The sequence below is a fragment of the Glaciibacter kafniensis genome, from assembly GCF_039538945.1.
Taxonomy (GTDB): Bacteria; Actinomycetota; Actinomycetes; order Actinomycetales; family Microbacteriaceae; genus Cryobacterium; species Cryobacterium kafniensis.
On the sequence record NZ_BAABCN010000004.1, the window covers coordinates 246,252 to 272,816 of the forward strand.

General features: G+C 65.7%; 25 protein-coding genes and 1 pseudogene. 5 read left to right on the forward strand and 21 right to left on the reverse strand.

Features of this window, described 5'->3' with window-relative positions:
• Positions 1-112: 112 nt before the first annotated feature.
• A complete protein-coding gene (locus ABD791_RS10470) occupies positions 113-1,396 on the reverse strand; it encodes an ATP-dependent DNA helicase (protein ID WP_345065908.1) in 1,284 nt (427 codons plus the stop codon).
• A gap of 156 nt (positions 1,397-1,552) precedes the next feature.
• Between ABD791_RS10470 and ABD791_RS10475 the strand changes: the two genes are divergently transcribed.
• A complete protein-coding gene (locus ABD791_RS10475) occupies positions 1,553-2,596 on the forward strand; it encodes a hypothetical protein (protein ID WP_345065910.1) in 1,044 nt (347 codons plus the stop codon).
• A gap of 149 nt (positions 2,597-2,745) precedes the next feature.
• Here the strand turns inward: ABD791_RS10475 and ABD791_RS10480 are convergent, their stop codons facing one another.
• From ABD791_RS10480 to ABD791_RS10510, 7 genes are all read right to left on the reverse strand, one after another.
• A complete protein-coding gene (locus ABD791_RS10480; RefSeq protein ID WP_345065912.1) occupies positions 2,746-4,716 on the reverse strand; it encodes a bifunctional copper resistance protein CopD/cytochrome c oxidase assembly protein in 1,971 nt (656 codons plus the stop codon).
• A gap of 194 nt (positions 4,717-4,910) precedes the next feature.
• Positions 4,911-5,198 carry an HU family DNA-binding protein gene (locus ABD791_RS10485; RefSeq protein ID WP_104099750.1) on the reverse strand — a complete coding sequence of 96 codons (288 nt, stop codon included), beginning with the start codon at positions 5,196-5,198 and terminating at the stop codon, positions 4,911-4,913.
• Between the two features lie 323 nt (positions 5,199-5,521).
• Complete coding sequence (rpsN, locus tag ABD791_RS10490; protein WP_345065930.1) at positions 5,522-5,827, reverse strand: 30S ribosomal protein S14; 306 nt, start codon at positions 5,825-5,827, stop codon at positions 5,522-5,524.
• 2 nt (positions 5,828-5,829) lie between these two features.
• Complete coding sequence (gene rpmG, locus ABD791_RS10495; protein WP_066598602.1) at positions 5,830-5,997, reverse strand: 50S ribosomal protein L33; 168 nt, start codon at positions 5,995-5,997, stop codon at positions 5,830-5,832.
• Complete coding sequence (gene rpmB / locus ABD791_RS10500) at positions 5,997-6,233, reverse strand: 50S ribosomal protein L28 (protein WP_345065944.1); 237 nt, start codon at positions 6,231-6,233, stop codon at positions 5,997-5,999. The genes rpmG and rpmB overlap by 1 nt, the downstream gene beginning before the upstream one ends.
• Before the next feature lie 338 nt (positions 6,234-6,571).
• Positions 6,572-7,990 (reverse strand): glutamate decarboxylase, encoded by a 1,419-nt coding sequence (gene gad, locus ABD791_RS10505; RefSeq protein WP_345065947.1) that lies wholly within the window; start codon positions 7,988-7,990, stop codon positions 6,572-6,574.
• 111 nt (positions 7,991-8,101) lie between these two features.
• Positions 8,102-8,557 (reverse strand): MarR family winged helix-turn-helix transcriptional regulator, encoded by a 456-nt coding sequence (locus tag ABD791_RS10510; protein ID WP_345065950.1) that lies wholly within the window; start codon positions 8,555-8,557, stop codon positions 8,102-8,104.
• 147 nt (positions 8,558-8,704) lie between these two features.
• On the opposite strand from ABD791_RS10510, the gene ABD791_RS10515 reads away from it, so the two are divergent.
• Together ABD791_RS10515 and ABD791_RS10520 are read left to right on the forward strand one after the other, a co-directional pair.
• The gene (locus tag ABD791_RS10515; RefSeq protein ID WP_345065953.1) at positions 8,705-9,916 is read left to right on the forward strand and encodes an MFS transporter; all 1,212 of its coding nucleotides are present in this window, start codon (positions 8,705-8,707) and stop codon (positions 9,914-9,916) included.
• 109 nt (positions 9,917-10,025) lie between these two features.
• Positions 10,026-10,850, forward strand: coding sequence for an aldo/keto reductase (locus tag ABD791_RS10520; protein WP_345065957.1), 825 nt, complete (start codon positions 10,026-10,028; stop codon positions 10,848-10,850).
• 110 nt (positions 10,851-10,960) lie between these two features.
• Here the strand turns inward: ABD791_RS10520 and ABD791_RS10525 are convergent, their stop codons facing one another.
• Entirely contained in the window at positions 10,961-11,539 is a 579-nt protein-coding gene (locus ABD791_RS10525) for a TetR/AcrR family transcriptional regulator (protein WP_345065960.1), read from the reverse strand.
• Between the two features lie 72 nt (positions 11,540-11,611).
• Between ABD791_RS10525 and ABD791_RS10530 the strand changes: the two genes are divergently transcribed.
• Positions 11,612-12,445: an SDR family oxidoreductase gene (locus tag ABD791_RS10530; protein WP_345065963.1), complete on the forward strand. Its 834-nt coding sequence runs from the start codon at positions 11,612-11,614 to the stop codon at positions 12,443-12,445.
• 198 nt (positions 12,446-12,643) lie between these two features.
• Here ABD791_RS10530 and ABD791_RS10535 read toward each other — a convergent pair whose 3' ends face one another.
• From ABD791_RS10535 to ABD791_RS10575, 9 genes and pseudogenes are all read right to left on the reverse strand, one after another.
• Positions 12,644-13,069, reverse strand: coding sequence for a Fur family transcriptional regulator (locus ABD791_RS10535; RefSeq protein WP_345065966.1), 426 nt, complete (start codon positions 13,067-13,069; stop codon positions 12,644-12,646).
• A complete protein-coding gene (locus ABD791_RS10540) occupies positions 13,066-13,866 on the reverse strand; it encodes a metal ABC transporter permease (protein ID WP_345065969.1) in 801 nt (266 codons plus the stop codon). The genes ABD791_RS10535 and ABD791_RS10540 overlap by 4 nt, the downstream gene beginning before the upstream one ends.
• Complete coding sequence (locus ABD791_RS10545) at positions 13,866-14,855, reverse strand: metal ABC transporter permease (protein ID WP_345065972.1); 990 nt, start codon at positions 14,853-14,855, stop codon at positions 13,866-13,868. The genes ABD791_RS10540 and ABD791_RS10545 overlap by 1 nt, the downstream gene beginning before the upstream one ends.
• Positions 14,856-15,719, reverse strand: a complete 864-nt coding sequence (locus ABD791_RS10550; protein WP_345065974.1) for a metal ABC transporter ATP-binding protein — start codon at positions 15,717-15,719, stop codon at positions 14,856-14,858. It lies immediately after the preceding gene.
• A gap of 8 nt (positions 15,720-15,727) precedes the next feature.
• Positions 15,728-16,834 (reverse strand): metal ABC transporter substrate-binding protein, encoded by a 1,107-nt coding sequence (locus ABD791_RS10555; RefSeq protein WP_345065977.1) that lies wholly within the window; start codon positions 16,832-16,834, stop codon positions 15,728-15,730.
• A 204-nt stretch (positions 16,835-17,038) separates the two neighbouring features.
• Entirely contained in the window at positions 17,039-18,502 is a 1,464-nt protein-coding gene (locus ABD791_RS10560; protein WP_345065980.1) for a dihydrolipoamide acetyltransferase family protein, read from the reverse strand.
• 132 nt (positions 18,503-18,634) lie between these two features.
• A complete protein-coding gene (locus tag ABD791_RS10565) occupies positions 18,635-19,594 on the reverse strand; it encodes an alpha-ketoacid dehydrogenase subunit beta (protein WP_345066183.1) in 960 nt (319 codons plus the stop codon).
• A 95-nt stretch (positions 19,595-19,689) separates the two neighbouring features.
• Complete coding sequence (locus tag ABD791_RS10570; RefSeq protein WP_345065983.1) at positions 19,690-20,826, reverse strand: thiamine pyrophosphate-dependent dehydrogenase E1 component subunit alpha; 1,137 nt, start codon at positions 20,824-20,826, stop codon at positions 19,690-19,692.
• A 190-nt stretch (positions 20,827-21,016) separates the two neighbouring features.
• Positions 21,017-22,114, reverse strand: a pseudogene (locus tag ABD791_RS10575) (histidinol-phosphate transaminase); the annotation flags it as partial.
• A 119-nt stretch (positions 22,115-22,233) separates the two neighbouring features.
• Between ABD791_RS10575 and ABD791_RS10580 the strand changes: the two are divergent.
• Positions 22,234-22,629, forward strand: a complete 396-nt coding sequence (locus ABD791_RS10580; protein WP_345065989.1) for a phage holin family protein — start codon at positions 22,234-22,236, stop codon at positions 22,627-22,629.
• An 81-nt stretch (positions 22,630-22,710) separates the two neighbouring features.
• On the opposite strand, the gene ABD791_RS10585 is transcribed toward ABD791_RS10580, so the two are convergent.
• The 3 genes from ABD791_RS10585 to ABD791_RS10595 form a co-directional block, all read right to left on the reverse strand.
• Positions 22,711-23,766 (reverse strand): ABC transporter permease, encoded by a 1,056-nt coding sequence (locus ABD791_RS10585; RefSeq protein WP_345065992.1) that lies wholly within the window; start codon positions 23,764-23,766, stop codon positions 22,711-22,713.
• 52 nt (positions 23,767-23,818) lie between these two features.
• Positions 23,819-25,303, reverse strand: coding sequence for a sugar ABC transporter ATP-binding protein (locus tag ABD791_RS10590; protein WP_345065995.1), 1,485 nt, complete (start codon positions 25,301-25,303; stop codon positions 23,819-23,821).
• 78 nt (positions 25,304-25,381) lie between these two features.
• Positions 25,382-26,524, reverse strand: coding sequence for a sugar ABC transporter substrate-binding protein (locus ABD791_RS10595; RefSeq protein ID WP_345065998.1), 1,143 nt, complete (start codon positions 26,522-26,524; stop codon positions 25,382-25,384).
• Between the last annotated feature and the right edge of the window lie 41 nt (positions 26,525-26,565).

The following is a 26,565-nucleotide window of genomic DNA, read 5'->3' on the forward strand; positions in this document are numbered from 1 at the left end:
TGACTTGTCTTGAGCAAATTCTATCGGCGCGGATGTGTGAGCACGTCATCCGATCGAATGATCATGACCCTCGAATGCGCCACAACTTCAGGGGGCAGTTCCCCCGAGCGAACTAGTCTTGTGCGGGAATCTGCATGAACCGCCGCACGTTCGGATCAACGATGATGTCCGATGGGCGAAGCGGGCGACTCAGGTAGAGGCCGTCGAGGCTGGTCAGGCGGCTGAGCGCGACGTAGGTCTGTCCGGGGCTGAACACCCGCGCCCCCAAGTCGACGATCGCCCGCTCATAGGTCGCGCCCTGCGACTTGTGAATGGTGACCGCCCACGCCAGCCGCAACGGAAACTGGGTGAACTCGGCCACGACATCCTTGCTCAGCTTCTTCGTTGTCGGGTCGTAGCTGTACTTGAACTTCTCCCAGATGGCCGGTTCAACCTCGTGGGTCTCGCCATCGATGTCGACGAACACCGTGGAGTCGATCTTCGTCACGGTGCCGATGCTGCCGTTCACCCACCGCGGCCCACCCTCGTGGCCGGCGTCGTTGCGCAGAAACATCACCTGCGCACCGACCTTGAGCTCGAGAGTCTCATCGGCGGGGAATGTGCGTCCGCCGAAATCACCGGTCACCTCGGCTTTGGCGGTCAGGGCACGCCCCGACAGTCGCTTGAGCGCCTCGGCGTTGATGCGGTTGACCGCGTCGTTGCGCGTGGCCAGGGTGATCACGCCCTCGCTCGGCGGGGTGCGGGCGCCGGCCGCGTTCAACGCCCCGGCGATTTCGGCCGTGACCTGACCGTGGCGCACGGCGTTGAGCATGTGTTTGAAGTCGGCGTCGTGCTGGCGGTGAATCTCGGTCAGCTCGAAAATGCGCAGGTCGGCGTCGCGCCACACCTTGGCGTCGAAGAACCAGAGCGAACGATAGGTGTCGGCGAAGTAAGCGCGCTCGTCGGAGTCACCCGGCACAGGGGCCAACTGGTACGGGTCACCGAACAGCACGATCTGTACCCCGCCGAACGTATCGTGGGGACGCTGCCTGGCCTGACGCAGGCTGCGGTCGATCGCATCCATCAAATCGGCGTTGACCATCGATACTTCGTCGATGACGAGAGTGTCGATGGTGTTGAGGATCTTGCGCACCGAGTCGGGCTGGTCGATGACGTGGTCGGCGATCACACCGATGGGAAGACGGAACAGCGAGTGGATGGTCTGGCCGCCGACGTTCAGCGCTGCAACGCCCGTGGGCGCCGCGATCACAATCTGTTTGCTGGTGTTCCAGGACAGGTGATTCAGCAGCGTCGATTTTCCGGTTCCGGCTCGGCCGGTGATGAAAAGGTTCTGTTTGGTGCCCTCAATCGCGGCGAAAACCTCGGCCTGTTCGGCGGAGAGTGAAATCGGGGTCACGGGGAACTTTCGATGGACGCGAGAGGGACATTCCACTGTAACCGGCAGAGCCGTACCATTGCCGCTGTTATCCCCATCGGCTCGGTGCAGTCGCGGCAATGCGGTCGGCTCGGTGCAGTCAGCTTCTGCGCAGCCGCCGCAGAATAAGATGAACTGATGAGCACAGGGGGCGGTGACCAGCGGGGCAGGCGGATGCGCGCCATTGTCGCCGTCGTCGGCATTTCCGCGCTCCTCCTCGTCGCTCTCGGGGCGGCCATCGGTTCGCTCAACCGCGACGTGTACAGCGCCGGCGGATTCGTGCGTCAATACTTGAACGCGCTGGCCCGGCACGACACGACCGGCGCACTCTCGCTTCCCGGGGTGACCCCGACGAATGAACAATTCGCGGCGGCCGGTTTGCCAACCGATCTGCCGAAGACCCTGCTCCGCGACTCGGTGCTCGGCGAGCTCGAGAATATCCAGCTCGTTGGCGACACCGAAACGGCGCCCGGCATCCATACCGTCTCGTACAGCTTCACACTCGGAGACGTTCCGTCGAACATGTCATTCAGCGTGAAGCGCACCGGCACCTTCGCCGGACCGTTCACCAGTTGGCGTTTCGAGACCAGTCCGATCGGCGTTCTGCAGGTTGACGTCAAGCACCAGTCGATCTTCACGGTCAACGGGCTCTCCCTCGACACCCGCACCCAGGCCGACCCCGCGGCACCGCGCGCGTTTTCCAACCAAGCCTCGTACCTGGCGTTCGCCCCCAACCTCTACACGATCGCCCACGAATCCGTGCTGCTCACCTCGCCGGAGCAGAATGTTCCGGTCACCTCGTCAGGGGTGACCGAGGTCACCGTCGACACCGAACCGACGAAGAATTTCGTGTTGCAGGTGCAGAAGGAGGTCGACACCTTCCTCGATGCCTGTGCGACTCAGCAGGTGCTACAGCCCTCTGATTGCCCGTTCGGCGTCGTCATCGACGACCGAATCAAGGGCCTCCCGGCCTGGTCGATCGCCGACTACCCCGCCGTGACCTTGTCGGCGGGCGAGAGCGCCTTCGAGATGCCGGACACCACCGGCCAGGCCCACATCGTGGTCGACGTGCAATCGCTCTTCGACGGCGAGATGACGACGCGCGACGAAGACGTGCCATTTGCGATCGGGCTGACCGTGGCCATCCGTGGCGACGGTTCGATCGCGATCCAGCTCCACTAGATCACGCCAGCCGCCAACCGGCGCGCGATGAGCACCCGTCGCATCGCATAGTTCGTCAGCTGCACCCCGCGCACGACCGGATGGCGCTTCTCGTGGGCTCATACGGGCGAATCGTCACCGTGTCACCCGGCCCCATCGTCGCCTGCTGCCTAGCGATCGTGCGCAGCCAGGCGGGCCAGGCGCGCGTTGTACTCGTTCAGCTCGGCCTCACCCGTGCGGTCGGCGTTGCGGTCGAGACGCTTGGTCTCTTTCTCATCGCTGCGACTCCACTGGATGGCCACGGCGATCGCCAGAGCGATGGTCGGGATCTCCCCCACACTCCAGGCGATGCCGCCACCCATCTGTTGATCGGCGAGTGCGTCGTTTCCCCAGCCCATCGCGCCATACCAATCGGCGAGCATCAGACCGGTGCCGGTCATGATGGCCAGGCCGAAGAACGCGTGGAAGGCCATCGTGCCGAGAAGCAGCAGCAGCCGGAACGCATACGGCAGCCGGTAGGGCACCGGGTCGATACCGATCAGCGACTGCACGAACAGGTAGCCGGTGATCAAGAAGTGCACGATCATCCACTCGTGCCCGAGGTGGTCGGTGGTCGCCCAGCTGAAGATCGGCGTGTAGTAGAAGACCCAGAGCGAGCCGACGAAGAGCAAGGCGGCAACGAACGGGTTGGCGAGGATGCCGGCCGGCTTCGAGTGCACGGCGAGCAGAATCCACTCGCGGGGGCCCCGGCTGCCGTCCTTGCGTTTGGCGATGGCGCGGGCGGCCAGCGTGACCGGAGCGCCCGGAACGAGCAGCACGGGCACCATCATGGTCAATGCCATGTGCGAGAGCATGTGGGTCGAGAAGAGGTACTGCTGGTAGACGTTGACGCCGCCGTTGGTGATGTAGAACAGCGTGATCATGCCGAGCACCCAGGAAATGGTTCGGAAGACCGGCCATTTGTCGCCGCGTTTGTGCAATCGCCACACACCGGCGAGATAGAAGAAGATGCCGAACGCACAGAACAACACCCAGAGCAGGTCAATGTTCCATTCGGTGAAGTAGCGCTCAAAGGTGAGCGGCGGCGGCAGCAGGTTGCCGGTGAGGATCTGGGCGGGTGTCGAGGTGGGGATCTCGGTGGTCGCCACCTGCACGACGGGCGTCGCGGTCTTCGCCAGCGCGGCGGCCACACCGGAGGCGATGCCCATGAAGCCGAGCTCGGCCACGACCAGCCACCAGAACCAGGGGGCGACGGCCTGCTGGGCGCGCTGCATCCGGTCAATGAAGAACCGACGCTGCACGACGCCGAAGCAGCCGAGAACGATCAGCACGGCGACCTTCGTCAGCACGAGAATGCCGTACGGCGTGAGCAGTTTGTCGAATGTACCGATGCGCAGCTCAGCGCTGATGTAGCCGGATGCCGCCACGACGATGAAACAGACCAGCGCCACGCTCGAATAGCGCCCGAGAATCGTGATCAACCGTTTGTCGCTCCATTGCTTGCGCAGAACGATGATGGTGAGCAGCCCGCCGAGCCAGATCGCGGCGAAAATGATGTGCAGGCCGAGGGCAGTGACGGCGGCGTTGTGGCCAGAGGCCTCGGCTGAGTGCCCCTGCTGCGCCATCGGGATGAGGGCGACAACCGAGAACGCCGTCACGAAAACAAGCGCCGTCTGGTTGCGCACGGCGAAGCAGAGCACGGTGATCGCCGCACCGATCAGGGTGGTGATCAGCCAGGACTGCCCCATCGCGATCTGAGTGAAGAACTGACCGGCCGTCGCGCTGAACCGGTCATCGAAACTGAGCGGCACGTTGGTGACCTGCAGCATCGTGAAGAAACCGGTCACCGCTGCGGCGACGGTGAAGAAGGCCGCGGCTGCCGCGGCGAAGTCGAGCGCGGTGTTGAACTCGCGTTGCTTCGGACTGAGCGCGAAACAGGTCAGCACGAGGGCGCCGATCATGCCGGCCGCCCCGATATTCACCAGCACCTTGGCGATCGGAAGGCCCCACCGCACAACGGGTCCAGGGTCGGCGAGTAGCTGGGCTGCGGCCCCACCGCCGAACGACAATCCGGCCAGGGTCGCCAACACGGCGGCCAACACGAGGACGGCCGGACCGATGATGCGAACGTAGCGGAGCACTAACCAAGCCTAACCGCCCGCCACTGGGCGAACGCCCGCTCGAGCAGTGGGTGAGTGCCGGGTGAACAGTGTCCGGCTGGCACGGCCGGCGCCGACGGCGCATCCGTTGAACGGCGCATCCGTTAAACGGCGCATCCGTTAAACGGCAGAAGGCGCCGACCGAAGTCGACGCCCGCTGTCTGAGTAGTTGGAGACTACTTTGCTGCAGCCTTGAGCTTGCTGCCGGCGGTGAGCTTGACGCGGTGGCCAGCGGCGATCGCGATCTCTTCGCCGGTCTGCGGGTTGCGACCGGTGCGAGCGGCGGTCGCCGTGCGCTCAACTCCGAGCCAGCCCGGGATCGTGACCTTGCCGTCGTTTGCAACGGTGTCGGCGAGGGTTGCGAAGAATGCGTTCAGAACGCTGTCAACTGCAGCCTGGCTCTGTCCGGAGTCAGCGGCAACCTTGGCAACGAGCTCGGTCTTGTTCAGCGACTTGTCAGCCATTGAGTGTCCTCCTCGGACCTTCGTCTGTATAAACAGCTATTTCGTGAGGCGGTCGACGCTCCGTAAGAGCGACTCCGTTGGTCGGTTCGACCGCGTTGAATCTAGCAGATTTCAGGCAAGTTCCGCGTATTTCCGGCGTTTTTTGATCATTTCGCCCGGCGTTTCGCGACAATTACGCTCCCGGCTGACAAAGCGGGGTCAAACCGCCCTCAAACTGCTGTCAATCCGAGCGAGGAGAGGCGTTAACGCGAAAAGGGACGCCGACAGTGTCGGCATCCCTTTTCGGATGCAACTGGGTTCGCAGAGCGAACGTCAGGCGCGAGTTACCAGCTGGACTTCGTGATGCCCGGCAGTTCACCCTTGTGAGCCATGTCGCGGAAACGCACGCGCGAGATGCCGAACTTGCTGAGGTGTCCGCGAGGACGACCGTCAACCGCGTCGCGGTTGCGCAGGCGCACCGGCGAAGCGTCGCGGGGGAGCTTCTGCAGGCCCTTACGGGCAGCTTCGCGGGACTCGTCGGTTCCGCTCGGGTCCACGAGAGCCTTCTTCAGCTCGAGACGCTTGGTGGCCCAACGTGCGACGATCACCTTGCGCTGTTCGTTCTTGGCAATTTTGCTCTTCTTCGCCATGTTTAGCGCTCCTCACGGAAGTCAACGTGCTTGCGCACTACGGGATCGTACTTCTTGAGCACGAGGCGGTCGGGGTTGTTGCGACGGTTCTTCTTGGTCACGTAGGTGTAACCCGTGCCGGCCGTCGAACGCAGCTTGATGATCGGACGTACGTCCTGAGCCTTAGCCATTAGATTTTCTCCCCACGTGCGAGCAGGTCCTTAACGACCGACTCGATGCCACGAGCATCAATAACCTTGATTCCCTTAGCCGACAGCTGCAGCGTTACGCTGCGACGAAGCGACGGAACAAAGTACTTCTTCTTCTGAATGTTCGGGTCGAAACGACGCTTGGTGCGTCGGTGCGAGTGCGAAATGTTGTGTCCAAAGCCGGGAATGGCTCCGGTCACCTGGCAAGTTGCTGCCATGGTTCTCCTCCAATACCGAAGGGCGAATGCCCTTCCCAAGATCTCTTGTCGGCGAACAGCTCTCCACTCACCTTGAAAAGCAGGGCTGTGAAAGCAATGCTTCGAAAAGGAGAGGATGCGTCGTCCGCAATGCACGCACAGATATGCGCAGCAGGGGTCAACATTACGCGCTCCGGGCGTGTCGTGCAAACTGGCTTCGACCCGCGAGCACCTGCGAAATGTGTGACCATCGCTCCCATTCGACGGAGATTTTTCCCGATGAGACTGTTTCCGGCCAAATCTGGCCGAAATTGCGATAGATCTCCGTCGAATGGGGGGGGGGTGGTGCGGGGGAGTGGCTAGTGGTGGAATCCGGCCGTCGGCCCCTCGACCGGCATGGGCGTTTCAAGTGCATCGAGATAGGCGGTTTCTTCGACGATGTCGGCGAGCAGATCCTCGGCGATGTCCATGCTGAGGCCATTCCGCACCACAATCCGCTGCACGGTCAGCTCCTCGAGGTCGGCCGGCATCGGGTAGGCGGGAATCTGCCAGCCCTTCATGCGCAGCCGGTCAGACAGATGGTAGAGATTCCACTTGTCGGTATGCCCCTCGGTCTGCCGCCAGGCGAACACCGGGATGTCTGAGCCGTCACTGCACAACTCGAAGGCGTCGAGGGCCCCGATTCCTGCCGACAGATAGAGGGCGACATCCTGTGACGCCTGCTGAATAGCCCGGTAGCCCTCGCGCCCGAGATGCAGGAAGAGGTAGTACTGCAGCAGCACCTGGGCGCCGGGGCGCGAGAAGTTGAGGGCCAGCGTCGGCATGCTGCCGCCCAGATAGCTGACGTCGAAGATGAGATCTGCGGGCAGGCAGTCTGCCGTGCGCCAGACCACCCAGCCGACCCCCGGGTAGACCAGGCCGTATTTGTGCCCCGAGGTGCTGATCGAGTGCACCCGCTCGAGCCGGAAGTCCCAGACCAGGTCGGGCTGCAAGAACGGCGCGATCATGGCTCCGGATGCCCCGTCGACGTGGATCGGTACGTCGTAGCCGGTCTTCGCCTGGATCGCGTCGAGGGCGGCGGCGATCTGCTGCACCGGTTCGTAGGTTCCCGTGTACGTCTGTCCCATGATCGCAACGACACCGATGGTGTTCTCGTCGACGTAGCGGGCGAGGTCGTGACCGTCGAGCACCGGATGCTCCGCGCTGATCGGCACGTAGCGCGCCTCGACATCCCAGTAGTTGCAGAATTTCTCCCAAACCACCTGCACGGCACTGCTCATGATCAGGTTTGGCCGGCCCGTCGGTTTGCCGACGTGATGCCGGGCCAGCTGCCACCGGCGCTTGAGAGCGAGGCCACCGAGCATGCAGGCCTCCGAGGAGCCGATCGTCGAGGTGCCGATCGTGTTCGCAACGTCTGGGCAGTTCCAGAGGCCAGCGATGATGTGCCAGCAGTTTTCTTCGATGGCCGCGGTCTGCGGGTACTCATCCTTGTCGATCATGTTCTTGTCATATGACTCGGCATAGATCTTGTCGGCGTAGTCGTCCATCCACGTGCTGACGAAGGTCGCCAGGTTGAGGCGCGCATTGCCATCGAGCATCGTCTCGTCGTGCACGAGTTGATAGGCGGCCTCGGCCTCCATCCCGGTGTCGGCGATGCTGTGCCTCCGGGAGACCGCGGCCCCGGGCGGGCGGTGGAACGCCTGAGCTGCGCCCGTCGAGCCCGCCGCGGCTGTCGCGCCCGTCGAACCCGTCGAACCTGTCGAATCTGGAGGAGTCATGCGCGGATCCCTTCGCAGCAGGGTCGTGCCGAGTCGTGCCGAATCGTTCGGGCGCGTCGCGCACAGGCCGTTTGAGTCGACCTTGCCACCGACCGCGCGCGAAAGCGAGGGCTAGGCCGGCTGCGGCTCACTCGTGCGGTGCAGGGCGTCGACCAGGGGAGCCAACTCGGGAACCCGCTGGGCCGCGTCCAGGGATTGCTCGAGGGCGGCGTCGTGAATCGGCCGCACTTTTTCAACGAGCTCGTGGCCGAGTGCCGTCAGTTCCGTGTAGATTCCGCGACGGTCGTCGAGGCAGAGGATGCGTGTGAGCAGTCCCCGATCTTCGAGGCGGTTCACCAGGCGCGTCGTCGCACTGCTCGACAGCGCCGTCGCTCGCGCGAGTTGCTGCATCCGCATGTGCCAGCCGTCTTGGCGGCCGAGGGCGTCGAGAACGGTGTATTCGACAACGGACAGGTCGGCCTCGCGCTGCAGCGCGCGTTCGAGATCGGTCTCGATGGCCGCGTGCAAGGCGGCCAGCGTGCGCCAGCCCTGAGCCCGCACTTCAACAGCGGTGTCTTCGATCCCCATGACCAACCTCCAGAGTCCACGCATACAGAGTTCATGCATATCGTTGCTTGCGCATTTAGAACGCGTGTGCAACTATTAACCACGCGCCTGCAACTAACAGCGTACGCGGTCTTTGCGTTTCTGAATAGAACTCATGAGGTTTTTCACATGCCACTAGGTCTCATCGCCCTCGCCATCGGCGGGTTCGGGATCGGTCTCACCGAATTCATCATCATGGGCTTGCTCCCCGAGGTCGCCGCTGATTTTGCCGTGGACCCCACCGCCGCCGGCTGGTTGATCACCGGCTACGCCTTGAGCGTCGTCGTCGGCGCTTTGCTACTCACCGCCGCCGTCAACCGGTTCAACCGCAAGAACGTGCTGGTCTGGCTGATGGTGCTCTTCATCATCGGAAACCTGATCTCGGCGCTGGCACCGACCTACGAGATCATGCTGCTCGGCCGCATCATCGCCGCCCTCTGCCACGGCTCGTTCTTCGGCATCGGCTCGGTCGTCGCGGCCGGTCTGGTCGCCGAGAACAAGAAGGCCGGCGCAATCGCCATCATGTTCACCGGCCTCACCGCGGCCAACGTGCTCGGCGTGCCATTCGGCACCTTGCTCGGCCAGGCGGCCGGCTGGCGGTCGACGTTCTTCGCGATCACCCTCATCGGCGTCGTTGCGCTGATCGGTCTGCTCGTCTTCATTCCCCGCCCGATTGCTGCGGCAGCCGGCAGGCGCAGCCTCCGCAGCGAGTTGCGGGTCTTCAGATCGCCCCAGGTCTGGCTCTCGCTGAGTGTGACCGTGCTCGGCTATGGCGGCATGTTCGGCGCGTTCACCTACATCGCCTTCACGCTCACCGAGGTGACGGGCTTCTCCGCCGGCGCCGTGCCGTGGTTGCTGATTCTCTTCGGGATCGGTCTCGTCGTCGGCAACATCGTCGGCGGCAAGGCGGCCGACCGCTCGCTTGACGCGACGTTGATTGTGCTGCTCAGCGGCCTCGCCGTCATCCTGGTGGCCTTCGCGCTCACCGCCCAGAACCCGGTCATGACCGTCATTGCGCTCGTGCTGATGGGGTCATTCGGCTTCGGTACGGTGCCCGGTTTGCAGATGCGGGTGATGCGACAGGCTCAGGATGCGCCGACGCTCGCATCGGGGGCGAACATCGCAGCGTTCAACTTGGGCAACGCCCTCGGTGCCTGGCTCGGCGGGCTCACCATCGCGGCCGGACTCGGCTACACCTCGCCGATCTGGGCCGGGGCCGGAGTCACCGCCGCGGCCGTCGTGCTGCTGGGCGGGGCGATGGTTTGGGCACAGGCCAAGGCGAAGGCCGCGTCGCCGCAGCCCGTGTCCGGCACGGCGCCCGTGCCAGTGCTCGCCGACTAGCTCCGGCCGACCGGCTCCGGCCGACCAACGTCGGCGCCCGGACGCCCAACCAACACGCCCTCATGTCCCTCACTTTTCGTTTCCACCCTCACCACACGCAAGGAGCAGAATGTCTATCCCCACCCTCACCCTGAACAATGGTGTCGAGATTCCGCAGCTCGGATTCGGCGTCTTCCAGGTGCCAGACGCCGAGACCACCACCGCCGTCAGCCAAGCCATCGCCGCCGGCTACCGCAGCATCGACACCGCAGCCATCTACGGCAATGAGGCGGGAGTCGGTCGCGCCATTGCCGCATCCGGAGTCTCTCGCTCAGAGCTCTTCGTGACCACCAAGCTGTGGAACAGCGATCAGGGCTACGACAGCGCCCTGACCGGATTCGACGCGAGCCTGGCGAAGCTCGGTCTCGACTCCGTCGATCTGTTTCTCATTCACTGGCCGGCACCGGAGAACGATCGCTACCTCGACACCTGGCGGGCGCTGGAGACGCTCTACGCCGAGGGCCGGGTGCGGGCCATCGGTGTCTCGAACTTTCTTCCCGATCAGCTGCAGCGCATCCTCGATCTCGGCGGCACCGTTCCCGCGGTGAACCAGGTCGAATTGCACCCGGCCCTCCAGCAGCGCGAGGTGCAGGAGTTCAACGCGGCGCACGGCATCATCACCGAAGCCTGGAGCCCGCTGGCTCAGGGCGCGGTGTTGGCCGACCCCGTCATCGCGACGATCGCCGAGCGCGTGTTCCGCACCCCTGCACAGGTCGTGCTGCGCTGGCACCTGCAGCAGAGCCGCGTGGTCATTCCGAAGTCGGTCACCGCCTCGCGCATCCGCGAGAACCTTGACCTCTTCTCGTTCGAGCTGACGGATGCCGATCTCACGGCGATCGACGGACTCGAGCGCGACGGCCGCACCGGGCCGCACCCCGCCACCTTCAACGGGTAGGCGCGACGCGGAGTTGGGCGCTGCGCGGGTCGGCTGCCGCTGCGCGGTTCGGCGCCCACTAGCGCAGCGGCACCCGACCCGCGTGGCCCGAATCGTCGAGTCGACTCTCGTTACGCTTCAGCGCCGCGCAGCACGAGTTCGACCAGGTGGTCGGCATCCTGGGTGGTCGGCGGCCGGTTGCGGCCGAGCACCCGATAAAGGAGAGCTCCGACGAGGGTCGAGGCGATCGACTCGAGGTCGGCATCGGCGCGGAGCTGACCCTCCGACTGCGCGCGACGCAATCGATCCCGAATGCGATCCTCGTGGGGCGCGGAGAACTGTGTGTAGAGGCGATCAGCGAGCGTCTTATTGTCAGACCCCGCGGCGGTGAGGGCCAGGATGAGGCCGGTTCCCTCCGGCGTCGTGATATCGGTCACCCACTGTCGCAACCAGGTCTGGAGATCGGCACGGATCGCGCCGGTGTCGGGTAGCGCGACCGGATGTGGCGTCACGCCGTCGTCGAGGGCAGCATCCGCCACCACTTCTCCCTTGGACGCCCACCACCGGTAGATGGTCTGCTTGCCCACTCCCGCGCGTGCGGCGATCTGGTCGATCGTCAGGCGTTCGTAGCCCACCTCGAGCAGGAGCGACCGGGTTGCCTCAAGAATCGCCTGGCGAGATGACTCGCTCCGTTTTCTTCCGCTGGGCACGGGACCACTGTAGTAGGACTAGCATTCATTGCGAGACAGATAGTCTCGATAAACTGAAGAGCGGATGTCGACATGGACAACGGCGTATTGGTAGTCATCGGAACCGGCGGAATGGGAATCGCCATCACGCGACGGATTGGAGCCGGGCGCACGGTACTGCTCGCCGACTTCAACGAGACCGCGCTCGACGCTGTCGCCGAGACTCTGCGCGACGAGGGCCACCAGATCCACACGCAGGCCGTCGACGTCTCGTCGCGCGACTCGGTGCGCGCACTGGCCGACGCCGCTGCAGCTCTGGGTCCCGTGCTGCAGGTCGTGCACACCGCCGGGCTCTCGCCCGCACAGGCCCCGGTCGAAGCAATCCTGCGCGTCGACCTTCTCGGTGTCGCCCTGATGCTCGAGGAATTCGCCCGCGTCGTTGCTCCGGGAGCCGCCGGCGTCGTCATCTCCAGCATGTCAGGGCACCTCATGCCCGCTCTCGACTCCGCAACCCGGGGTCAGATTGCACAGGTCGCCGCCGCCGAGCTGCTCAGCGCTCCGTTCGCCGCCGCCTCGAACTTTCCGACTTCGGGCATTGCCTATGCGTTCTCGAAGCAGGCCAACCAGATTCAGGTGCAGGCCGCCAGCGCCGCCTGGGGCGCGAAGGGCGCGCGGATCAACTCGATCAGCCCCGGCGTGATCTCCACGAAGATGGGTCGACAAGAACTGGCCAGCCCTTCGGGAGCAGGCATGCGGGCAATGGTCGACGGATCGGGAACCGGTCGGCTCGGCACTCCAGACGACATCGCCGCTGCCGCGACGTTCCTCCTCTCGGACGCGGCTTCATTCATCACCGGCACCGACCTCCTGGTCGATGGGGGAGCCGTCGCCGCAGTCGCAACTGGCAAAGTGAGCCTGGCCGGCTAACGCACGCTGTCAGTTCAGGAACCGCCGCTGCGCGGGTTGGCTGCCGCTACGCCGGTTGGCGCCGACCCGCGCAGCGGCGCCCGACCCGCGTGACCCGATTCGGGCGCTGACGATCTTCGGGCCCTGAAGAGCTGAGAAGTCTGAAGAGCCAGAATGCAGAGCCAAAATGCGGAGCCCGAATGCGGCGAGCGACGCAGGTTAGGAAGCGGGGGTCGGCGCGGGTTCAGCGGCGGCGGCGGATGCGAGAGTGCACGCCGCGCAGAGGCCGAACACGTCAACGACGTGCGCGGCCTGGGTGAAACCGTTCTGAGCCGCGACGTTCTTCGCCCAGGTTTCGACGGCATCCGCTTCGATCTCGACCGTCAACCCGCAGTTGCGGCAGATCAGGTGGTGGTGGTGGTCGTTGGTGCTGCACGCGCGGTAAAGGCTCTCGCCCTCCGGGGACTGCAGGGAGTCGGCGTCGCCCGCGGCGGCGAGGTCGGCGAGGGCGCGGTAGACCGTCGCCAAGCCGATCGGGGAGCCGGTGGCGTGAAGCGTCGAGTGCAGGCCCTGGGCACTGACGAATCCCTCGGTGTGGTCGAGTGCTTCGCGCACGGCCTCACGCTGCCAGGTGTTTCGCTTCATGCCCTCAACCGTATCCGCCCCAGCGAGCGGACCCCTACCGCTACCAGGAAGATCCCGGCAGCGACGAGCGAAATCGCGGGCCCTGCCGCCACATCGAGGGTGCGGGAGAGCAGCACGCCGATGACTCCGGAGGCAGCGCCGAGCACGGGAGCGAGCAGAAAGATTCGGATCGGGCCGCGCACAAGCAGTCGAGCCGCCGCCGCGGGCGCCGCGATCAGGGCGATCGCCAGGATCGCGCCGACCGCGGGCATCGCGGTGACCACCGTTGCGGTGATCAGAGCCAGGCAGAGCAACTCGATCGGCCATTCCTTGTAGCCGGCGGCGCGAAAGCCGGTGCGGTCAAACGTCGAGAAGAGAATCTCTTTGCCGAAGAAGACGATCACGGCGACGGCAACCACGAGAACCCCGCCGACGAGCAGGATGTCCCCGGTCGTCACGGTCAGAATCGAGCCGATCAAGAACGAGTCGACGTGCACCGCCAGCGAGGGGTTCAGCGTCTGCAACAGCACGCCGAGGGCGAATCCGGCGGTGAGCACGATGCCGGAGGCGACCTGTGAGCCCTGTCGGTTGGTCTTGCCGATCAGGGTCATGATGCCGACGATGATCACGCTGGCGACGGCGGCGCCGAGCGGGATGCTGATGCCGAGCATCGCCGCGGCGACCGCGCCGGGAAAGGTGGCGTGGGTCAGCGCCTGGGCGAAGAAAGTGCGCTGGCGCAACACGACGAGGGCGCCGACCAGGCCGCTGAGAGCGCCGATCAGGATCGCGGCGAGCAGTGCCAGCTCGAAGTAGCCCATCAGTGGGTTCTTCCGTCGTGGGCGGCACGGCTGCCGGCGCTGGCAATAATCTCCACGGAATCACCGACGGTGAGGGCGCCAGGGAGGCCGCCTCGCGTCGCGCTGCGGCGACGCATCCGGTCGATGCTCAGCCTGGCCAGGAGGGCGACCGCGTATCCGGCGACGAGTACGAGCACGACGGTGGCGCCGCTCGGCAGGTCGATGCCGGCTTGGACCGAGGCTTCGAAGCCCAGTGTCAGGCCGACCCAGCTGGCGAGGGCCGCGAAGAGGGCTGCGATCGGAAACAGCCACCACATCCGCACGGTGATCAACCGGGCGACGGCGCCGGGAACGATGAGCACCGCGAGCACGAGCAGGTTTCCGACGGCGCTGGATGCGGCGACCACGACGAGCGCGATGGCCACGTTGAGCACGAGGTCGAGTAGGAGCGGGCGGTAGCCGCTGGCCCGGCTGCCGGCCTGATCGAAGGCGCGAAAGACCTGCTCTTTGAGGGTCAGTCCGACCAATAACAAGGCAATCAGCGCGATCACGATGGTTTGCACGACCTCGGTCGGCGTCACGGTGAGTAGCCGCCCGAAGAGCAGAGCCTCCAGCTGGCCGGCGTAGTCGGAATTTTGGGAGACGACGATGACGCCGACACTGAACATGGCGGTCAGCACGATCGCGATGGCGGCATCCGAGGAGACCGCCTTGCGCACCAACAGAGTCAACACGACTGCCGCAAGAACAGCGGCGATCATCGCCCCGACAAACAGGCCTCCTCGTCCGGCCCAGACGAAGCCGATGGCGATGCCCGGAAAGACCGCGTGGGTGAGGCCGTCGCTGATGAACTCGAGCCCGCGCAGGTTGACGAGCACTCCGACGACACCGGCGACAACGCTGAGCACCAGCAAGACAATGAGGGCGCGCGCCATGAACGGGTAGCTGAACGCGTCGAAGAGGGGGATCGCGAGCGAGTTGCCGGTGAGCGCGGTGGTCGCGAGCAGCACCTAGCAGCCCTCGTGGTCGGGAACGACGATGGTGTGCTCGTCGATTTCGACCCCGACCTCTTTGAACGCCTGTTGCACATTGGCCAGGGTGAGCACGTCGTCGCGGGGCCCGAACGCCACCTGAGTGCCGTTGAGCAACAGCACCGACTCGCAGACGGCGCGGGCCAGGTCAAGGTCGTGAGTTGAAACGAGCACGGCAACGCCGCTGGACTTCAGCCGCTCGACCGTTGCGATCAACGCGTCACGGTTCTTCTGATCGAGGCCGTTGAACGGCTCATCGAGCAGCAGCAGGGTGGGGGCGGATGCGATGGCTCGCGCGAGCAGTCCACGCTGCTGCTGCCCACCGGAGAGTTCACCGAAGCGGGTGTGGGCGCGGTGCGCCAGGCCGACGGCATCCAGTGCCTCGGCCACGGCCACCCGGTCGCGCTTGCCGGGCAGACGCACCCAGCCGAGCGAACGGTAGCGACCCATCATCACGACCTGGGCAAGTGTGATCGGAAATTCGGGGTCGAGCTCGCCGGCCTGCGGCACGTAGCCGATCGCGCCGACGGGAGCGGGGGAGGCGCCGAGAACACTGACGCTGCCCTGCGTGCGGGTGATCAGGCCGAGGATGCCCTTGAGCAGGGTTGATTTTCCGGAGCCGTTCGGCCCGATCAGGGCCACGGCTTCACCGGCACGGATGGTGAAGTCGATGCCTTCAAGCGCGGGCGCCTGATCGTAGGCGAAGGAGGCGTCGGACACCGAGAGAACCGTGTCGGCGGCGGCCGTCGTGCCGCGTGTGCCGCGTTCGGGAGTCACACGTTCGGGAGTCACACGCTCGGGATTCAGGCGCTCGGGAGTCAGGCGCTCGGGAGTCTCGTTCACGGGGTCAACTATCCCAGTTCGGCGGGCACGGCAGTCGGAGTGACGCCCCAGGATTCGAGGATGAGTCGCACATTGTGCAGCTGGCTTGTGATGTAGGTGGCGCCGTCGCTGCCGGCCGGGCCGAGCGAGTCTCCGTAGAGGGCATCGTCGCCGGAGTACACGGCCACCTGCGCCTCGCTGGCGATCGTGTCTGCGGCTTTCGGGTTGATCGACGCCTCGGAGAACACGGCTTTCACACCGGTCTTCTTGATCAGGGCGACAAGCTTGTCGATGGCGGCCGCGCTCGGTTCGGCGTTGTCGTCGAAGCTTGGCATAACCGACCCGACGTAGGTGATGCCGTAGGCGGCGGTGAAGTAGCCGAAGGCGTCGTGGTTGCTCACGAGCAGCCGTTCCGCGGCCGGTACCGCGTCGATGTTGGCGTGAATCCAGGTATCGAGAGTGGTGAGCTGCGCGGTGTATTCCGCGGCGTTCGCCTCGAACTCGTCGGAGTGAGCGGCATCCGCCTGAGCGAGGCCGGCGGCGATGCTGCCGACCATCTTCTCGGCGTTGGCGACCGCGGTCCAAATGTGCGGGTTGCCGCCGGAGTGATCGTGGGTCTCGTCGTGGTCACTGTCGGCGGATGCGTCGTCATGCGTTGCGTCGTTGTGCGTCGCGTCGTCGTGCGTCGCTTCTGCGGCCTCGTCGCTGTGCGCGGTGTCGTTTCCGGCGGCATCCTCGCCGATCTCGATTCCCTCATCGGAATCGATGGTGACGCCGTGAAAGCCGGACGCGGAGATGGCGTCGTCGAGCCATTCTTCGAGGCCGACGCCGTTGATGACAAGCACGTCGGCCTGACCGAGGGCGGCCAGATCGGCCACAGACGGGTCGAAGCTATGGGCGCTCTGGTTGGGCTTGATCAGCTGGGTCAGCTCGACACCGGCCGTGTCGCCGAGGATGTTGCGGGTGAAGTCGGCGACCTGGGTCGTCGTGGCCACGACCTTCAGCGTGCCACCGGCCGAGCCGGCGCTGTTGCCGCCCGCATCGGTGCTCGCTGTTGACCCGACACCGGCGCATCCGGCCAGGGTCAACGCAGCTGCGACGACGAGGGCGGGGATAGCGAGTTTCTTGATGAGCACTCTGTAAAACTACGGCTATTGATAATGATTGTCAAAAGCGATAAGGATTCTTGCCGACGTACCTACGGTCATGTCTCGCGGTCACACCTCGCGGTCACACCTCGCGGCTCCCTCGCCGAGCTTGACCATTCCGGTCGAAGCACCCCGGTGTGCCAGGGAAACTCGACCGCAAGTGTCAAACTCGGCGGAGAATACCGACCCGGGTCAGTCGAGCAGCAGCGCCGGCTCCTCGATGATGCTCGCGACATCCGCGAGGAAGCGGCTGGCGACATCCCCATCGACGACCCGATGATCGAAACTGGCGCCGATTGTGGTCACGAAACGCGCACGCACCTCGCCGTCGACGACCCACGGCTTCTGCTTGATGGTGCCGAGCGCCACGATTCCGGCTTCACCCGAGTTCAAGATGGGGGTTCCGGTGTCCATGCCGAACACGCCGATGTTGGTGATGGTGATGGTTCCGTTGGCCATCTGCGCCGGCGAGGTCTTACCGTCGCGCGCGGTGATGGTGAGCTGTTCAAGCGCGCCGGCCAGCTGCAGCAGGCTCATGTCCTGCGCTTCTTTGATGTTCGGCACGATCAGCCCGCGCGGCGTCGCCGCGGCGATGCCGAGGTTGACGTAGTGGCGCACGATGATCTCTTCGTCGGTGAATGTTGAGTTCACCGTGGGGTTGCGGCGCACCGCCCAGATCATCGCCTTGGCCATGATCAGCAGCGGCGACACCTTGACGCCGGCAAAGTCAGTCGACGTCTTCAGGCGCTTGACGAATTCCATCGTGCGCGTGGCATCCACGTCGACGAAGAGGCTGACGTGCGGGGCGGTGAACGCACTGGTGACCATGGCCTGGGCGATCGCCTTGCGCACACCCTTCACCGGGATGCGCTCTTCACGATCGATTGGCCACTCGGGCGTCTGGATGTTGCGGAACACGCTCACCTGAGTCGCCTCCCGCAGCACGTCCTCGCGCGTCACATCACCGATCGGGCCGGTCGGAGTGACAAGGCTGAGGTCGACGCCGAGATCTTTGGCGAGCTTGCGGATCGGCGGCTTGGCGAGCACACCGGCAGCCGACATCACCGGGCGGGCCGGCGGCGCCGGCGCAACCGCGACGGCAGGGGCCGCAGCAACGGCCGGCGGTGACATCGATTCGTGCGCGACCGTTGCAGCGTTGTGACGGATGCGACGGGTCGGCATGGTCGCCGAGCTTCCACGCCCGACGAGCACCTGTGGCGCTGTGGCCTCAGACTCTCCGGAGATCGTGTCGGAGGTGTCAACGGCGGCCTGCGCCAGCTCGCGCTGCTCGGCGGAGGCCGAGGCGGAGGCCGAGGCGGAGGCCGAGGCCGAGGCGGAGGGTGCCGAAACGGGGGGAGCGGTCGGCGCGGACGCGTCGGCCGGCGCCGGGGCATCCGTTCTGGTGTCGCTGTCGGAATCCGACAGGATCGTGATGATCAGGGTTCCGACGTCGACCGTGGTGCCGGCCGGCACCAGAATTTCGCCGACCACGCCGACGTAGGGCGACGGCAGCTCGACGAGCGACTTCGCGGTCTCGATCTCGACGAGCACCTGGTTGATGGTGATGGTGTCGCCGGGGGCGACCTTCCATTCCACGATCTCGGCCTCGGTCAGACCTTCGCCGACGTCCGGCAGAGTGAATTTCGACACGCTCATGGTGTGCCTTTCTTGAGGTTCTGGATCTGACGGGTGAGAGGCTGAGAATCGCCGTTCGTGCCGAGTGTCGCCGGTGTACCGGGGACACTCGGCATCATCGGCGACACTCGCGTGACGCGGACGCGCTCAAGCTCAATAGGCGAGTGCACGATCGACGGCCTCGAGAATGCGGTCGGGGCTCGGCAAGAAGTGGGTCTCCACCGCAGCCGGCGGAAACGGGGTGTCGAAACCGGAGACACGCAGCACCGGCGCTTCGAGCCGGTAGTACGCCCGTTCGGCGATTGTGGCGGCGATCTCGGAGCCGACGCTGACGAAGCCGGCGGCCTCCTGGGCGACGACGGCGCGACCGGTCTTCTCAACCGAGGCCAGGATCGGTGCGTAGTCGATGGGAGACAGGCTGCGCAGGTCGATCACCTCGAGGCTGATCCCTTCGGCGGCAGCGATGTCGGCCGCCTGCAGCAGCACGCTGACCATGGCACCGTGGCCGATGACGGTGACGTCGGTTCCGGCACGCACGACGCGGCTGGCGTGAAGCGGCGCACCGGGTTCGGCGAAGCTGACTTCGCCCTTCGGCCAGTAGCGGCTCTTCGGTTCGAAGAATATGACCGGGTCGTTCGAGGCGATCGCCTCACGCATCATCCAGTAGGCGTCGTGCGGGTTCGACGGGCTCACGACACGCAAACCCGGCGTGTGCGCGAAGTACGCCTCCGGGCTTTCCTGGTGGTGTTCGATCGAGCCGATGTGGCCGCCGTAAGGAATGCGGATGACGATGGGCATGGTCAGTTCGCCCTCGTGGCGGTTGCGCATGCGGGCCAGCTGGCTGGTGATCTGGTCGAAGCCCGGAAAGACGAAGCCGTCGAACTGAATCTCACAGACCGGGCGGAAGCCGCGCATGGCCAGGCCGATCGCGGTACCGATGATGCCCGATTCGGCCAACGGGGTGTCGAGCACGCGCTTGTCGCCGAATTCGGCGTGCAGACCCTCGGTCACCCGAAAGACGCCGCCGAGCGGACCGATGTCCTCGCCCATCAGCAAGACCTTGGGGTCGTCGAGCAGCGCCTGGCGCAGCCCGGTGTTCAGGGCCTTCGTCATGGTGAGGGTGACGGATGCTGCGGCACCCGGAGCCGTATCGGTCACGGAGTCCGGGTTGGTGGTCACAATGCTCGGCACTGCAGCGGTCGTTTCGCTCACGCGTCGCCTCCTTCGAAGGATGCCTCGTAGCGGTCGAGCCAGGCCTTCTGCTCGTCGATCAGCGGGTGCGGTTCGGCGTAGACGTTGTCGAAGATCACCGAGCGGTCAGGGCCCGTGATCTCGAGGGCACGGCGGCGGACATCCGCTGCGTAGTCCGCTGCTTCCTCGTCGATCGCGGCGAAGAAGTCGCTTCCGGCGCCGCGGCCTTCGAGGTAAGTGCGGAATCGGGCGATCGGGTCGCGCGCCACCCAGCTGGCGAGTTCGTCAGCGGTGCGGTACTTGGTGGGGTCGTCGGCGGTGGTGTGGGCACCGATGCGATACGTGAGCGCCTCGATCAGGGCCGGTCCGCGGCCCGCACGCGCGTCATCCATTGCCTTGGCCGTGACCGCGAAGCTCGCGAGCACGTCGTTGCCGTCGACCTGAACGCTGGGAATGCCGAAGCCGGTGCCGCGCAGATACAGCGGGGAGCGCGACTGGCGCTCGACCGGCACCGAGATGGCCCAGTGGTTGTTCTGCATGAAGAAGACCTGGGGGGTTTGGTAGCTGGCCGCGAAGACGAGCGCCTCGTTGGCGTCGCCCTGCGAGGAGGCCCCGTCACCGTAGTAGACGATGACCGCCGCGTCGGTGTCCGGATTGCCGGTGGCCGTCGAGCCGTCGAGCTGCATGCCCATGGCATACCCGGTGGCGTGCAGGGTCTGCGAGGCGAGCACCAGCGTATAGAGGTGGAAGTTGCCGTGTTCCTCCGGGGTCCAACCGCCGAGGGTGACACCGCGCAGCATGCGCAGGATGTCGACGGGGTCGAGGCCGCGGATCATTCCGACAACGTGCTCGCGGTACGACGGAAAGATGTGGTCCTGGGCGCGCGTCGCATAGGCGGAGCCGACCTGCGCGGCTTCCTGACCGTGACTCGGCACCCAGAGGGCAAGCTGACCCTGCCGCTGCAGATTGGCCGCCTCGGTGTCGAAACGGCGCACAACCGCCATGTCGCGGTAGAAACGGCGATAGTCGTCTTCACCCAGACGGTCGAGAAACGGCAGGTATTCCTGCGCGGACTCGGTGGGAGCGAACACCCCTTCGGGGGTGAGAAGCTGCACCGTGGGCAGGTCTTGCGCGGGCACGGAGGCGTTATTCATAAGGGCTGCCACCGTACTAACTTAGTCGCCGGGCCGACGTAGCCGTCGAGTCATCGACTCGTAGGGCTGGCGCGTCCGTCGCGGAACTTAGTCGCCGGGCCGACGTAGCCGTCGAGTCATCGACTCGTAGGGCCGGCGCGTCCGTCGCGGAACTGAGTCGCCGGGTCGGCGCGTCCGTCGCGGAACTGAGTCGCCGGGCAGCAGTCGCCGCGGGTACGGCCTCGGCAATCTCTTGTGAGATGCGTCGAAGATCGTGCATGGCTTGCTCCTCGCCGATTGAAATGCGAATGCCCTCCGGGTGGAAGGGTCGCACAATGAGTCCCGCTGCTCCCAGCCGTTCGGCGACCTCGGCGGTCACCTCTCCGGTCGGCAGCCAGATAAAATTGCCGTGAGGCTTCGGGATGTCCCAGCCCTGGTCGATGAGATCCTGCCAGAGCGCGTCTCGGCGCGCGCTGATCGACCGCACCCGCTCCATGAGCTCGTTGCTGCGCTCGAGGGAGGCGATGGCGGCCGTCGCGGCCTGAGCGGTGACCGAAAGCGGAATCGCAGTGGCCCGTGCGGCATCGAGAATCGGCACGGGGCCGAGGGCATAGCCGACGCGGAGGCCGGCCAGCCCGTAGGCCTTGGAGAAGGTGCGCAGCACCACGAGGTTGGGGTAGCGCGCGAGCAACGTCGGCCCGGTGACGGCGTCGGCATCCGTCACAAATTCGATATATGCCTCATCGAGAATGACCAGGAGATCACGGGGAACGACGGCCATGAACGCGTCGAACTCGTCGCGGGTGACAATGCTGCCGGTGGGGTTGTTCGGCGTGCAGACGATCACGACGCGGGTGCGGTCGGTGATCGCCGCGGCCATCTCGGGCAGATCGTGCCCGTGATCGGCGCGATTCGGCACCTGCACACTCGTCGCGCCGGACACCGTGACCAGCGACGGGTACGCCTCGAACGAGCGCCAGGAATAGATGACCTCGTCGCCGGGGCCGGCTGCCGCGAGGATCAGCTGAGCCAGGAGCGCGACAGATCCAGAACCGATGTGCACCTCATCGGCCTTGAGCCCGAAGCGCTCGGCGAGCTTCTCGCGCAGGGCGAGGGCGGTGGCATCCGGGTAGCGGTTGAACGCCGTCTCGGCCTGCACCGCCTCGATCACGCCGGGGAGCGGGTCGAACGGGTTCTCGTTCGATGAGAGTTTGAACGCTGCGGCGTCGGCGGTTCGGCCCTGTCGATAGGCGGGAAGGGCGACGATTTCAGGGCGCAGTCGAACAGTTTGCTGGTCAGAAAGGCTCACTCCGCGAGTCTACGCCGCGACATATTCGAGGAATTGCATGTGTCGGCGCTGCGAGAGGCCAGCATCCGTTCCGACAGTTTTCCTGAGCGCGCCCACATCAGGGATGCCATAGTTGTTACATGGCCAGATTCCTGATCAAGCTGATTCTCAACGCTCTCGCCCTGTGGTTCACGACCCTGATCGTTGCGGGCGTTCACGTGGTGCCCTACGCGCCTGAAACCATCCCAACGATCCTCACCTACTTGCTGGTCGCGCTGATCTTCGGATTCGTGAACACCATCATCGGCACGGTGGTGCGCATCGTCGCAATCCCGCTCTACATCCTCACGCTCGGCCTGATCTCCTTCGTCATCAACGGCCTGCTTCTGCTGCTCGCCGCCTGGATTTCAAGCCTGTTCGGCTTTGGACTGGTCATCGAAGGCTTCTGGTGGGGTGTGCTCGGGGCGCTCGTGCTCGGCATCATCAGCTGGCTGCTCGGCCTCCTGGTGCGGCCCGCGAAGTCGCGGGACAACTAAGGGCCTCTGCCAGCTCGGGCGTGGCACCGCCCAATAGGTCTGACTGGCGCGAACGGGTCCCGGAGGCGGGTGGGCGGTCGCTCACTGCCCGGTTGACGCGGACTCCTCCAGCGGCGCTTCGGCCGTCGCCTTCTGCTTGCGCTTCAGCCCGTCGATCACACGCCCGACCGAGGCCGCGCGCTTCGAAGTCTTGTCCCATTGCGACAGACCGACGGCCAGGATCAGCGCGGCCCCGTAGAAGAGACCGTTCACCCAGGTCGGTGAACCCACCAGCTGCAGGCCCTTGATGCCGACCGCCAGCACGTACATGGCCACGATCGTGCCTGCGACGTTGAAGCGGCCACCCTTGAACTGCGTCGCGCCGAGGAACACCGCCGTGAGCGCAGGCAGCAGGAAGCTCGGGCCGACGGTCGGGTCGCCGGCGTTGAGGCGACTCGTCAGCAGTGCGCCCGCGAGCGCCGCAAGCGCGCCACCTGCAACGAGGCTCGCGATCTGCAGGCGCTTCACGTCGATGCCGGCGAGGCGGGCCGACTCGGGGTTGAAACCGACGGCGTAGAGCCTGCGGCCAACGGGCGTGCGCTCCAGCACGTACCAGGCGCCGATGGCGGTGACCAGCAGCACCCACACGGGCATGGTGATGCCAGCGACCTGGGCTGCCGCGATCTCGCGGTAGGCGGGGTCGAGGCCCAGGATCTGCTGGCTGCCCGAGACCCACGCCATTCCCGCGAGCAGGATCGAGCTCATGCCGAGGGTGGCGATGATCGGTTCGACCTTGAGCTTGGTGATCACGAGGCCCGTGATGAGGCCGATGAGGCCGCCGACCACGATCACGGCCGGCAGCTGCAACGCGATCGGCAACTGCAGCTTGCTCAACAGGAAGGCCGAGAGGATCGCGCAGAATCCAACCTGCGCGCCGATCGCGAGGTTCAGGGCCCCTGCGATCAACGGCACGAGCGCGGCGAGCGCCGCAATGCCGGTGAGCGCTTCGGCGTCGAGCAGTGAGCGCCAGACCCCCGGCTGCAAGAACTTCTCAGGAATCCAGAGCGAGAAGACGATGACGATGATCGCCAAGATGTAGAGAGCGCTGATGTTGCGAAACGACAGCGCTCGGGTGATGTCGGCCTTCGTGGTGGACACGTCAGCTCCTTCGGGTCAATGGGTCAGTGGGAAGTGGTGAGGCGAGCCGCGATCACGGCAGGCCGTAGGCCTCGGCGACGATCGCGCGCTCTGTGAGCTGGCTGCCGGTCAGCTCGGCGCCGACCTCGCCGTCGCGCATGACGAGCACACGGTCGCAGAGGGTCGCGAGCTCCTTCGCGTCGGAGGAGCTGACGATCACCGCAGTGCCGGCTGCAGCGCCGCGGCGCACCGCAGTGTAGATCGCCGACTTGGCGCCGACATCGACGCCCTGCGTAGGCTCGTCGAGCAGCAGCACGCGTGGCCTGCGATGCATTGAGCGGGCGATGACGATCTTCTGCTGGTTACCGCCGCTGAACAGGGCGATGCGCTGCTCGGTGCGGGCGGGTCGTACCTCGTACTCGGCGAACGCCCCCGCCGCCTCGGCGCGCTCGGCGCGCGAGTCGATTGGCGCGAAAGCCCGTGTCGTGGCGGCCAGATGCGGCAGCGTGAGATTCTCGCGCGCGGTGAAGTCGCGCACGACCGCGAGCCGGCCGCGGTCGGCGGGCACGAAGGTGATGCCGTGGCGCAGGCTCGTGGCCGGGGTGCGGCGCCGCAGTGGCGTCTCGCCTGCCTCGAACACCTCGGCGTCAGCCTCCATCGAGCCGTAGAGCAGCGCGGGCACCGCCTCGCGACCGGAGCCGAGCGTGCCTGCGATACCGACGATCTCACCGGCGTGCAGGTCGAGATCAAAGTTCGTCACCGATCCGCCGCTGAGGCCCCGCACGTGCAGCGCGCGGTCGCCAGCGGCGCTCGCGGGCGTCCCATCGGCTCCGGCATCCTCATGCGGGGCGCCGGTGACGATCTCTATCAGCTGCGTCTCGAGCATCTCGACGACCGGCTGATCGATCACCTTCTGGCCATCGCGCAGGCCCACGACGCGGTCAGCGAGCGACCATACCTCGTCGAGCCGGTGCGAGACGAAGACGATGCCAGCGCCCTCGGCAGCAAGACGACGCACCGCTTGGAAGAGCACCTCGACCTCGCTGCGGTGCAGCGACTCCGTCGGCTCGTCGAGAAACAATACGTTGCGGGAGTGCGTCCAGCCGTCCATGGCGCGGCTGATGGCGACGACGGCGCGCTGGGCGGGCGAAAGCTGATGCAGCGGGCAGGTCACGTCGAACTCGGGCCCGAAGCGGGTGATGAGCTCACGCGCATGCTCGCGAATGCGGCGCTCGCGGTAGGGCGAGAGCCCGGCGGCACCCTCGTCGCTGCGGAGCGCGAGGTTCTCGGCCGCCGACAGCTGCTCGATGAGCGCGAGATCCTGGTGGATGAAGTGCAGCTCGGTGCCTGGCGCGGTCTCGAACGCGCCGCCGTCGGCGGTGTAGACACCAGCGAGGATCTTCATCAGCGTCGACTTGCCCGAGCCGTTGTGGCCGACGAGCGCGAGGATCTCACCGGAGCGCACCTCGAGGTCGAGATGGTCAAGCGCGGTGAGTCCGGGAAATGTCTTCAGCAGGGCAGAGACTCGCAGCAGCGGCTGCGTTCGATCCTCGAGCACGGGTCTCCTTTGATGCGCAAGTGGGGAGTCGGGGAGGCGCCAAGCGCCTCCCCGACCGGTGATCAGTCGATCAATCGATCAGTTGACGAGCCAGTTCTCAGCGAACTGCTCCTGGTAGCCCTCGATCGCGCGGTACCCGGCGACCGGGTCAGCCGGCACGTTCTCGCTGTCGATGATCTGTGTGAGGGCCGCGGCACGCGTCTCGACGTCGGGCCAGGTGTACTCCTGGCCGTTGATCTCGCGCAGCAGCTGGTCGAGCACCGTCCACATCATCAGGCTGAGGTCGACGCCGAGTGTTGCGTCCTGCTGGCCAGTGCTGATCTGCTCGTAGTTCGGCGGTGCCGTCCACATGGCGATGCCGTCGACATCGATGCCAGCGAGCTCCAGCTTCTGCGGCAGACCGATCTGCACCTCGTCGACCGAGGCCATGAAGTAGCCGGTGTCGGGGTTCGCCTGCAGATCGCTGACGATCCGGTCGGCTGCGGTCGAGCCCAGCTCGGCGATCGGGATGTCGACGATGCGCACGGTGGCCTCGGGGGAGAGCGCGGCGATGCGCTCCTGCGCACCCGCGAGCTCGTACTCCGAGAAGGGGAACTCTGGCACGTTGTAGAACACGAGCTCAGTCGCGCCTCCGGATCGGGCGACGGCTGCCGCGCCGAGGGCCTCGCCGTTGAGTTTCATCCAGTCGGGGCCGTTGAAGGCCTCTGGCAGGCCGAACTCGGTCGTGTTCATGACCGAGCCGCTCGCGATCGGGATGCCAGCGGCATCTAGCTGCTTGATCTGCGACTCGAAGAAGACCGGGTCGAGCGTGATGTTGATAACGCCGTCGGGCGCGAGCTCCACGACAGTGTTCATTGCGGTGTTGATGCTCTGGGCGTCGCGGCCCGTCTGCACCCGCTCAAGTTTGAGCCCGAGCAGTTCGGCCGGCGCCTGCAGGTTCTCCCACATGACGGCGCTGACCGGCGTGCCCACGTCGAGGTAGACGACGCGCGTGCCTTCGGCGATCGGCTGCGAGAGCGGCTCGTCGATCAGGAGACCGGCCTTCGCGCCGCCCGTCCAGGGGGCGAGGAAGGCATTCGCGGCCTCGACGGCTTCACTCGTTCCCTCCGAGGCGGCGGATGTCTCGGCGGGTGCGCCCGCGCTCGAGCACGCGGTGAGCAGCAGGGCGCCGGCTGCAACGATCGCTGCGGCACGCATGCGGGTGGGGGTGGGGGTGTGCATCCTTGCACGTCCTTTCATCAGTGGTGGCTTGGGTGCGTGGA